An 11,342-nucleotide genomic window follows, 5' to 3' on the forward strand; every position below is an offset into this window, starting at 1 on the left:
ATGGAACAAATCGTACTTGCTACAGGCAATAAAGGAAAAATTCGTGAGTTTTCAGAGGCATTTTCTCATTTGTCTATCGATTGCGTACCTGTGAAAGAAGTGATTTCCGTTGAGGAACCAGAGGAAACTGGCACCACCTTCATGGAAAACGCTCTGTTAAAAGCTCGATACTACGCTAAGGCTACGAATCGACCTTGTTTAGCTGATGATTCGGGTCTTACTGTAGATGTTCTTGATGGGGCTCCAGGTGTATATTCTGCGCGTTATGCAGGTCATCATGGTGATGATAATGCAAATAATGAGAAATTAATTCGTGAACTACAAGGGAAAAGTGACCGTACAGGCCATTATGTATGCGCTTTAGCGCTTGTATATCCTGATGGCCGAGAAGTTACTGCGGAAGGCTATTGTGATGGACTCGTTCAAGATGAGCCAAAAGGGGAGAATGGTTTTGGATATGATCCATACTTCTATGTGCCTGAATTTGAAAAGACGATGGCAGAGCTTAGCATCGACGTAAAAGAAACGATTAGCCATCGTGGTCGAGCATTGCGTGAATTAATTGGTAAGCTTTGATATTTCTGAACTATATGGTATAGTTCATATAAATATGTAATATAATAGTATTAGAGATTTTATAAAATGAAACGAATTGGCATTTTAAGTGATACTCACGGGTATCTAGAGGATATCGACCTCATATTGGAGGCTACTGCCGATCAAAATATCGATATGTGGCTTCATGCTGGCGATTTTGGCGATGATGCACGCTATATGCAAGAGCATACTGATGTTCCTGTGTATGCGGTGCGTGGCAATAACGATCGTGTGCAACCGCTTGAACCACGAGAGCAATTGATTCCTCTTGAAGATACCTATATTTACATGACTCATGGTCATGAGGTATCATATTATAATCGAATACAAAAACTGATTGAGTTAGGAACTGACATGGGTGCACGACTGATAGTGTCCGGTCATAGCCATCATCATGGTGAGGTTCGTGCCCGTGATGCGGTATTTGTAAATCCTGGCAGTATTTCTTTGGCTCGTGATCGCTCCGGTGGTACCTTTGCCATTGTTACCTACGATAATGGACAGTTTGATGTAGAGTTTGTGTACAAACAAGATATTGTTTAGTTATATGGTGAAAGCTTCGTTTGCGAAACTTTCAAAAGGAATAGTAAGTCTATGCATGGAAAGGGTTATGACATATCATGGATACACCAGTTAAAGCAAAGCCTAAAATGAAATTATATGGTTTTAATAATCTCACCAAGACATTGAGTTTTAATATTTATGATATTTGTTATACTCGTACGGAAGAAGAGAAAAAACAATACATTCAGTACATTGATGAAGTATACAATGCGAATCGTTTAACAGCTATTTTGACGGAAGTAAGTCGTATTATCGGTGCTAACATCCTTAACGTAGCGAAACAAGATTACGATCCACAAGGCGCGTCTGTTACGATTTTGATTTCTGAAGAGGAAATTGAAAAAGAAGATGTAGTTATGCATCTAGACAAATCTCACCTTACTGTACATACGTACCCTGAAAGCCATCCTCATAAAGGGATTAGCACATTCCGTGCAGATATTGAAGTATCTACGTGCGGTCAAATTTCTCCGCTAAATGCACTTAATTATTTAATTCAAAGTTTTGATTCTGATATTCTTACCTTAGATTATCATGTACGTGGCTTTACTCGTGATGTATCTGGTAAGAAAATTTATATCGATCATCGCATCAATTCTATTCAAAACTACATTAGTGCGAAAACTCGCAATATGTACAACATGATTGATGTAAATGTATATCAAGAAAATATTTTTCATACAAAGATGATGTTAAAAGAATTTGATTTAGATAATTATCTCTTTGGCATCACTGAGTCTGAGTTGAGCGATCGTGAAATCAAGCAAATTAAACATCAATTAAAACAAGAAATGATGGAAATCTTTTATGGACGCAATTTGCCATCTGTAAAAGCTTAAAGACAGCTTTTATGACATTGTTGTGACAGCTTTTAGCGTATAATATGAAGATAGACTTGAAGTAGATAAGCCTTATATGGTTTATCTACTTTTTTATAATTTACTTTATTGCTACTGGAGCTTAATCTTTATTACTACTGGATCTTAATGATAGTTATTTTTAAAAAGTTCAAAAAACTATATCGAAAAAACTTGAATTATTATATTGCATTATGTATAATACAATTAGTTAAAGGTATAAATTACCGACTCTAAAGAGTCCGAGTGTATCCACAAAGGAGAATAGTTATGGACGTACGTGAATTAGCTGTACAAAAGAAACGTGAATTAAAAGGTTTCCTTACTGTAGGAACAAAATATGAATTAAAAGACGCTCATGATTTATCTGTAGCTTACACACCAGGTGTAGCAGAACCATGTTTGCGTATTAAAGATAATGAAGCAGAATCCTTCGAATTAACTTGCCGTTCCAACATGGTTGCCGTTGTATCTGACGGTACTCGTGTACTTGGTCTTGGTGATATCGGTGCTGCAGCAGCATTGCCAGTAATGGAAGGTAAATCCTTATTGTTCAAAAAATTTGGTGATGTAGACTGCATTCCATTGGTTGTAGATACAAAAGATGCTGATACATTGATCAATACAGTAAAATTATTGCAAAAAAACTTTGCTGGTATTAATTTAGAAGATATTTCCTCTCCTAAATGCTATGAAGTTGAAAATCGTTTGAAAGCAGAGTTAGAAATCCCTGTATTCCACGATGACCAACACGGTACTGCTATTGCATGCTTAGCTGGTGTAAAAGGTGCTCTTCGTTTGGTTAAAAAGGATTTAGCTACTGCTAAAATCGTTGTAAACGGTGCTGGTGCGGCGGGTGCTAATATTGCTCGCTTATTATACCTTGCAGGTGCTCGTGATATCACATTGTTGGTATCCTCTGGCGTATTGCATAAAGACTACAAACGTCTTGACTCTTTACAAGCTGAATTAATCGATTTACTTAAACTTGAAGAAAAACATGGCAACTTGGCTGAAAATGCTAAAGGCGCCGATATTCTTCTTGGTGTATCTGCAGCAGGTGCTTTCACAAAAGAAATTTTGGAAAACTTGGCTGACGATGCAATCGTATTTGCAATGGCTAACCCTAACCCAGAAGCTACATATGCTGATATGAAAGCTGCTGGTATCCGCGTTGCTGGTACAGGTCGTTCCGACGCTCCTAACCAAATTAACAACGTAGCAGTATTCCCTGGCGTATTCCGCGGCGCTATCGACGTTCGTGCGGCTCAAATCACTGACGAAATGAAATTAGCTGCTGCTGACGCTTTGGCTCACTTGATTCCTGATAGCGAATTGAACGAAGAAAACGTAATGCCATCCGTATTCGATCCTCGTGTAGCTCCAGCTGTTGCTAAAGCAGTTGCTGAAGTTGCTGTAAAACAAGGTATCGCAAAAAATCCTCAAGTAGTAGAGGATGGTAGCTACGAAGGTTAATCTATTTGCTTTACTAGCATTTTAAAATCTTATATAACTATAGAACAATACAACATGCACCTCGAAAGGGGTGTATGTTTTTATATATTTGCTTAAGTTATACTTAACCTTAACCTATAACTATTTGGTTGATTGATCTATGTATTAAAATGGTATAGAGGGCGTACTTGGTAAAGAGGTAAGGATAGATATATATTATTGTATAAGTTTAAAAAAGTTAATGAAGTTGTAAAAAAGTACTTGTCACTAGTTTCTATCAATGATATAATAATTTTCGTTGCAGAGCGATACTCGAGAGAGTAAGAACTCAGCAAGAGTAGTGGTTGACATCAACTACCGGGTTTGCTATAATAGCAAAGTAATTAATGACGGGGCATAGCGCAGTTTGGTAGCGCACCTGGCTTGGGACCAGGGGGTCGCAGGTTCGAATCCTGCTGCTCCGACCATTTTTATTTGCGGGTGTAGCTCAATGGTAGAGCCCCAGCCTTCCAAGCTGGTCGCGAGGGTTCGATTCCCTTCACCCGCTCCATTTTTTTTTGCCTTTTTTAGGGTATACTAAGATAGGGCGTAGTTGACGATACATAGTACATAATTTATACTATAATAGATAATTATATAGGTAATCCATATGGTTCAGTAGCTCAGTTGGATAGAGCAACGGCCTTCTAAGCCGTGGGTCGGGGGTTCGAATCCCTCCTGGATCACCAAAGAAACGTAATAGCCGTAAGGGTTTTAGCCCTTACGGCTATTTTTTTATTACCCTAAAAGAAATGCAAGGATATGGTACAAGTATAGTTTTTTATACTTGCATTATCCTTGCATCAGGTGTAAAGGTTTGACACATAATTGAAGGTTTGCTCTTCATCTTGTATCGCATGAGCATATACTTTAATTATCATTGCGGTGGTACCATGACCAGCTAATTTTGCAATTTCAGTATAAGGTACGTTGTGCTGAACTAGGTTTGAGATGAACGTATGTCGAGCTACATGGCTTGACAGATACTTTTCAATACCTAACTTTTTACCAACCTTAGTAAAATAGCGTTTACTAAAGTTATGCTTGTCAATAGGACGTAATCCCGTTTCATTTTCGGCTACCCATAGACTACCTTTAGACGTTGCTCGTGCACGTTTTAGTACCGAGATAGTATAAGAATCACTAATCGGGATTATACGCTTGCTCGAGTGTGTTTTAGGCTCTTTTCGATTCATGCCGTATTGGGTTTCACCCCATGAAGAATTAACATGAACCTTAGCTTTACACTCATCAATTATCTCGATTTCATCCCATTGTAGAGCTTGTAACTCCCCAATTCGTAAACCACATTGGAATAGCAATAGCATACAATGTTCCAAATGGTGGCCTTTATAATAGTTCAAGAAACATTGTGTTTCACTGACGGTAAGGGCCTTTTTTGGATGTTTAGGTGCTGTTGAGACTGGTTTAACCAACGAATCATAAAAATTTGTTGGAATTAAATCTAGGCTATACAGTTTCTTTAAGGTTAAACTCAGTACAATAAATGTTTTGCGAATATTTGTAGTATATTGGTCAACAAACTGTTGCAGTGAGGCCTTAGAAAGCTCGGAAATAGGAGTGTTACCAAAGAAAGGTTTGATTCTATTTTCCGTTATATCTAGATATAATTTCCGTGTTGCTTCAGCATACGTTGCTTTTGTAAAGTAATTAATACAAAAGTCATAATAGCTCTGATTGGCACCAGTTGGCACTTTTTTCCTCGATGATTGTTGTATCTGACCGACTTCGATAAAGTAGTACTTATACACCCCATTATCACGATCTACAATCATTCGTTTTCGCTCAGCTTCGGCTTCTTCCTTAGAGGTGAAACCTTTGGAGCGGAATTTTATTATGCTACCCTGGTCATCACAATACAGTGGAAGATTACGTATATAATAATACGTTTTACCACTTCGTTGCGTTTCTTTTGAGATGATACCTTTACCTGATGGAATTTGGTACATAATGGACTCGTTTCTCTTGCCATCGGAGTACCTGTTCACAAAATCATTATAAAAGATACTATAGTTATTGGCAATGAAGGACTCACAATCGCTAAGTGTAAAGCAATAGCAATTACCAACCTTATTTTTAGGTAGTAAATACCCTTGATCACGTAAACGCTTTCGAAGTGTTTGCACTGATATATTTAAGAATTCGCTCAACTCTTGAATAGAGAGGGCTGCGGTGGTCGTATTTGAAGTTTTCATGGCCGGCACAGCCCTCCTTTCTAAACTATTAGTCTAATAACTATCAAATTAGTTATAGGAACATGTCCCTTTTTATTAGGTTATCCCATTCCATTAAATTAGGGCTTTGTTGGCTTAATTGCTCATAATTGGGAATGGCATAGAATTGGTTAATACTCAAGTCCCCTTGTGGGATGCAGAGTATAGCTTGTGGAAACAAGAAATTATATCGTCTCGTGTAGCGTTGTCGTGCATACGTATTAGCATCCGTCAATGTCATGAACCTTCTAGCTATGACATTGGTTAAACCTTTAGATTCTATAATTCCTTTTAGCGTGTACGAATTATCGGCAGTACCATATCCTTGGTCAGATATAATTGCCCATACACCTAGATTGTTATTTTCCATGAGCTCAGTACTAGTAGTGGCGTTTGCAGAACCACTAAATAGCATAGGTGCATTAGGTGCATAGTTAAGTTGTGTATTATGCTCACCTCTACATATATTTATGAACCACTGTTCCTTAGGAATATACAAGGATTGGTTATAATAGATTATTGAGGTCGCTAGTTGATTAGCTTCTTCTACAGTTTTTAACTGGCTAAAATATACTGCATGGTATTGTTCCATCCATTGTGTCATATAATCAAGAGAATGATGTACAACGTATGCAACAGGGCTTATTGCTGTATAGAAATTAATGTTATTTTGTGGTTCTTGTACTGGATAATTAATGTTGATATTCATATTCATATTACTCTTCCTCCATAGTTAATTTAGAATAGTTAGATAGTGGGATGCAGATGACATCCATTTTTTTAGTTCCTTTGGTCAGTTTTGTATATGGGCGGAGCTTTTTGCGGTCAGACCCACCATATCCTTTAGAGATGCCTTCATCTCGAAGCCGATTTGCAATAGTATCCATCGTATATTCCATGCGACGACCTAGCCGTTGGCAAGTTTTTTCAACATAAGCGAATGCCGGACTCGGTATTAGTATAAGATCTGTTTGATGTATAATACCAACGTATTGGTCTGGATTAGCCCAGTATGTGGCTTTATCAGGGGCATATGTAACTTCGTTAGCTGCTTCACCATTAGCCAATGTTCGAAGAAATAACGTTGTTGGTGTTGCATCGTTACATAACTCATTATTTGCAATAACTAAGCCCTTGATAGTATCGCACCATTGCTGATATAAAATATTGGCTTGCTCTTGACTGTGGTGGCTACACCATACGCCAAAATCAAGAATTATTTTGGCAAGAAGTGCTTGTACCTGATACATAGCATTAATTCGTGCATGCTGACTAATTCCATATACTGGCGATGTATTTTGAACCATACAGACTATGTCGTCATAATGCTCCTCAATATAACGGATAAATAGCACCATATATTCGTCTAATCTTGATGCCTTTAAATGCTGTTTAGCATGAGCTTTATCGTTTTGGAAATCAGTCAAAACCTGGTTGTTTACATCTTCCTGATTCATGAAGATTGGCAATAGTCGTAACTTACTAGACTGCTGTAATTCATTAGGATAGGATTCAGCAGTTATGATTGCGGTATGCATTTGTTGAGTACGCTCTAAGCGACTGCCTGCTTCACTAGACTTTGCCCTACCTTGACTCTCCGAGAGTGGACGAATGAACTTCTCGAATTTAGCTAGTAAAGTTTTGTCATTTGTTAGCTTGCAGTCATCAAATATTACCGTTTGATCTTTATAGTGGGTTGACACCAGTTCAATTGCACGGTCAGTATCATTAAATGATGCGTATGTCTCGTGATTAAATAGTAGGAAGAAAATTTTTGCTAGAGATGTTTTTCTACTACCCGTAGGAGCAATTAATGTCGGCACATACTGTATAGGATGAGAGCCCTCTTGGAATAACTTTCTTACAAAACCACTATGAGCATGTAAGAAGAGTGGTAAAACAACCTCGAATGGGGCGAGATTTAATAATTTGAGGCCATAATCGTACAGGTTGTATCTGTGATTTTGCTCAACATTTGGCAAAGTTAACAATGTGTCACCATCTTCATTCTGTCCAGGATGAAATTTTTTTGCTTCAAAGGCTTTTCCCCAGCCAGGATATTTATTTACTTTTGTGCTTTTCATAGCTGCCTTATCTTGTATATAACGTTCAGCTATATACTGTTTGAACAGCTCTTTAGCTTTTCCGCAATCAGCATTGAAGCTGATTTCGGGAAATCTCTTCTTGAGCACTGAATATAGAGTATCAAGCTGTTCTTTTGGGATGATGACATCTGCCTCTGAAATCGATGTTTTGACATGGATTACATAAAAGCTTTGACAACGATCTAAATCGTAAACCTCACGTTCCTCTGTAAATGAAAGCACACAATTTAGAATTTCATCCTTTGGTTCCTTCGTCACTTTATCAATTTGACAAATAACACCATCGTACTCAACAAAGCTTTTTAACCGATTATTGCAATGGCTAGTTTTGGTGTTTGCCGAGACCTGAAACTCGTTTACGTTGATTGCCGTTAAGACTACAGGGTATGTGGATACGTCTTGTGGTCTTAGTGCTGATTCATCATATTGATGATTAACACTCGATATATCTTTTTCCAGAAGTTGCTCAATATTTCCTGATGGGGAAATACTAGCATATGCACTAAAGGTAGATGCATTTATTGTAGAAATAAGAGGTGGAGAACCTTGTTCTTCTACTTTTGGTACCGCGGGGAGTGGTATATCTTCATAGGTAACACTACTCCTTGTTAATGGCTGAAAAGTTACTAATTCAGCAGTAGCGATGTTGCCCTTTTGTGGCTCATCACTGGGGGATAGAGGAAAATTTTTTTCCATTTTGTTTGCCTCCTTAAAATTATTTAATGTAGCAGCTGACTACACTAATAGTTTATAATTATTTGTGTTATACTAGTTGTATATGTAAAAAAATAAAAAATTAGCCATTTTTAAAATTAAAAATGGCTAATTAATAAGAAAATAATGTTTTTGTGGCTAGTTAAGGTTAGAAAAATAAAAAAATGAATAGAAATGACTTAGATGTTTTGAACAGAGATTTTCATAAGGTATTTTTTAAAAGTACCCCGTTGAGGGAAAATGGTACAGGTGGTTATGAAAGTTATATTTATGAAGATATTATAATTCGATTAATTGATCCTGAGTATATGTGTTTTTATAAGTATTTATTGTCGTTACATCAAAGAATAAGTGAATATAATCATGAGCAGAATATAAAAGTAGAACATAAGTTTTTGAATAATAATATATGGGAATTTTTATATGAAGAGTTAGACCGTTTACATGGCTTATGTTTATCCCAAGAACAAACAAGCTGTTTGAGTAATCCTTATGATTCTTTTATTATAAGAGCTGGATTAGAGCCTAGAGATTTTGATGCTATTAGGATACTTTTGGGTGTAATGCATATGAATGTAGCATCTAATTCTGTTTCGTTATATTCTGATTCTTTTTTTATAAAAGATGTAATCGACCATTATATTGCGTTGGCTATATTACGGCATATAGATTTAAATAATTCAGAAAATAATGAGTCTAAGGAGAGCAGTAGAAATCGAAGAACTAAAAAATGTACTTTTACGATGGCTTTTAATAAAATATATAAATTTAATAGGACAGTACTTTCAGAACCAGCTGCAACTTTTGTGGTTAAGGATTTTCCAAACATAGTTTCAGCATCAATAGATTCTCCAAATAATTCTTTATTGATACATAAAAAAATGCTGTTAAGTGATGCGAGCTTTGAAGTATTAGAAGGAAAAAATTATACAGGTCTTCAGGACTTAATCAAGAAGTCTCAAAAACTATATAAAAACCTACTGAAAAAAGAGGTTGAAGGGGAGTATGCTTTAAACGAAGCATTTTTATTAGAGCAACTTGATGAACAAACATGCTGTTTACCAATTGTATTGCTACATAAATGGCTTTATCAACAGAATGTATCCTATGAGATTCGGACCCTATTATCTTTAAATTATCATGAGCTTAATGCATCTTTATTTCTTTTCTTGATGCTATTATGTAACTTGCCACACTATATGGCTGTTTCCGTGCTAAAGCGGGTTAATGAGATGCCAACTCGTGGTTTATTTACTAATAAACCTTTTATAAATACAGAAGAGTTAATTGATTATGAAGAAGCTTTTTTGAATATAGAGTTATTAAATCAGGTGCTATTAGTATTTTTGTTTGATATTTTTCCGTTTATTGATCAAACTATAAAATCTATAGTTAGAAATTCTAATGATGATAGTCTTGAACGTTTTAAATTAGACTCGTATAATGTTTTATCAAGTTTAACTTATAATCAATATCGAGAAGAATTAAAAACCTTATATAATAAAACTGATATGTCTTCATATTATGATTGCGATATAGTGCAGTATTTAGATAGTTTTTTGCATAAGCCTCTTTCGCTTCAAATACAACAAAAGGAGGGGCTAGATATAGTGAAGGGCGATATGCAGTTTTCGGGCGTCGCTTTGTCTCAAGCTTCTAAAAGGGATAGCTTATATAATACTACGCATCAATGTATTTTAGATTTATTTATATATCTTTATAATGAATATAGAGTATACCTCCATAGGGAAAACACTTATAAGAGTGGACACTCTATATTTATAGAAGAAGATATGGTTCAGTCTAATCCACAATCCATTCCTTGGGCCTCTAAGGATACTAGGTGGAATAAAAAACTGGAGACCGAACGATTAACTGACTTGGTATATATTTGGATAAAGAACATGTATTCAATTGATTCATCGTATGTATGGGGACGTTCAGAGGATGAACGATTAGTTGATTTATTAAAAATACAGGAAAATGAATCTACGTTGTTTAGAGGATTAACTAAATACAGATATCATTATAATGATACTTTTGAACTTAGTGATCCGATGAAGAACGTAAAAAAAGTACTTACTAAATTCTTTAAGTGCATTTATGCTGTATTAAACTGTGGTGATATTGAAAGTATGCCTCTAAAAAAATTTGTATTACAGGATGAGCATCTTAAAATGCATATGAAAAATCCTATATTAGATACATTTAATAATGATACTTTTTGGTTATATTTACCATATCTTAATAATGAGAATATAAGCAAATTTCTTGAGTGTGTTGTAACTTGCGATAAGCATAGTTTAAGAAAATCATATTTAGCCTTATATGATATACTCGAACAGTTTTTATGGAATATTTCATTATATTTAGAAAAATGTAGTATAGAGAAAAAGGAGGCTACTATTCGTCTTAAAAAGGTGATACTAGACAAGATGATTTGTGAACCTATGGGGAATAGAAGATTATTTAAAGGTCGACCTAATCTTAGAATGCAATTGATTAAACCAGCTAAAAGAGATAATAACTAATATTTTCACACTGTATTTACCAAATTTACCATTTTTACCAATTTTTAAGATAGATTAGTACATATATTACATACCTTTATTTTTTGGTAAATTTGGTAAAAATGGATAAAAATTTTGTACATACAAATCTCTATCTTGCTTTCTGTCGTTTTTTATAAGGGAGATAAAATATAGATAAGCAAGATAGAACAACCTTAGAATAAGATTATAGTTTAGCTTCGTTATAAAAAACGACAGAGAGGCGGG

Annotated in this window: 8 protein-coding genes and 3 tRNA genes; 8 read left to right on the forward strand and 3 right to left on the reverse strand. The window is 35.6% G+C overall.

Annotated elements, in window-relative coordinates:
- The 7 genes from Q0507_RS04895 (at nt 1) to Q0507_RS04925 (ending at nt 4,201) form a co-directional block, all read left to right on the forward strand.
- Nucleotides 1–576: an XTP/dITP diphosphatase gene (locus tag Q0507_RS04895; protein WP_298713227.1), complete on the forward strand. Its 576-nt coding sequence runs from the start codon at nt 1–3 to the stop codon at nt 574–576.
- Between the two features lie 66 nt (nt 577–642).
- Nucleotides 643–1,140: a metallophosphoesterase gene (locus tag Q0507_RS04900; RefSeq protein ID WP_298713230.1), complete on the forward strand. Its 498-nt coding sequence runs from the start codon at nt 643–645 to the stop codon at nt 1,138–1,140.
- Between the two features lie 77 nt (nt 1,141–1,217).
- The gene (speD, locus tag Q0507_RS04905) at nt 1,218–2,000 is read left to right on the forward strand and encodes an adenosylmethionine decarboxylase (protein ID WP_298713233.1); all 783 of its coding nucleotides are present in this window, start codon (nt 1,218–1,220) and stop codon (nt 1,998–2,000) included.
- 288 nt (nt 2,001–2,288) lie between these two features.
- The gene (locus tag Q0507_RS04910) at nt 2,289–3,494 is read left to right on the forward strand and encodes an NADP-dependent malic enzyme (RefSeq protein ID WP_298713236.1); all 1,206 of its coding nucleotides are present in this window, start codon (nt 2,289–2,291) and stop codon (nt 3,492–3,494) included.
- Nucleotides 3,495–3,863: 369 nt separating this feature from the next.
- A tRNA-Pro gene (locus Q0507_RS04915) sits at nt 3,864–3,940 on the forward strand.
- A gap of 9 nt (nt 3,941–3,949) precedes the next feature.
- Nucleotides 3,950–4,023, forward strand: a tRNA-Gly gene (locus tag Q0507_RS04920).
- 101 nt (nt 4,024–4,124) lie between these two features.
- Nucleotides 4,125–4,201 (forward strand) — tRNA-Arg (locus Q0507_RS04925).
- Nucleotides 4,202–4,315: 114 nt separating this feature from the next.
- Here Q0507_RS04925 and Q0507_RS04930 read toward each other — a convergent pair.
- The 3 genes from Q0507_RS04930 to Q0507_RS04940 are packed head-to-tail and all read right to left on the reverse strand — an operon-like array spanning nt 4,316 to nt 8,547.
- On the reverse strand, nt 4,316–5,728 hold the full coding sequence (locus Q0507_RS04930) for a tyrosine-type recombinase/integrase (protein ID WP_298713239.1): 1,413 nt from the start codon (nt 5,726–5,728) through the stop codon (nt 4,316–4,318).
- A 52-nt stretch (nt 5,729–5,780) separates the two neighbouring features.
- Complete coding sequence (locus Q0507_RS04935; RefSeq protein WP_298713241.1) at nt 5,781–6,461, reverse strand: hypothetical protein; 681 nt, start codon at nt 6,459–6,461, stop codon at nt 5,781–5,783.
- Between the two features lies 1 nt (nt 6,462).
- Entirely contained in the window at nt 6,463–8,547 is a 2,085-nt protein-coding gene (locus Q0507_RS04940) for a hypothetical protein (RefSeq protein ID WP_298713244.1), read from the reverse strand.
- Nucleotides 8,548–8,729: 182 nt separating this feature from the next.
- Between Q0507_RS04940 and Q0507_RS04945 the strand changes: the two genes are divergently transcribed.
- On the forward strand, nt 8,730–11,096 hold the full coding sequence (locus Q0507_RS04945; RefSeq protein WP_298713246.1) for a hypothetical protein: 2,367 nt from the start codon (nt 8,730–8,732) through the stop codon (nt 11,094–11,096).
- Nucleotides 11,097–11,342: the final 246 nt, after the last annotated feature.

It is taken from the genome of uncultured Veillonella sp. (genome assembly GCF_938010505.1).
In the GTDB taxonomy this organism is placed as follows: Bacteria; Bacillota; Negativicutes; order Veillonellales; family Veillonellaceae; genus Veillonella.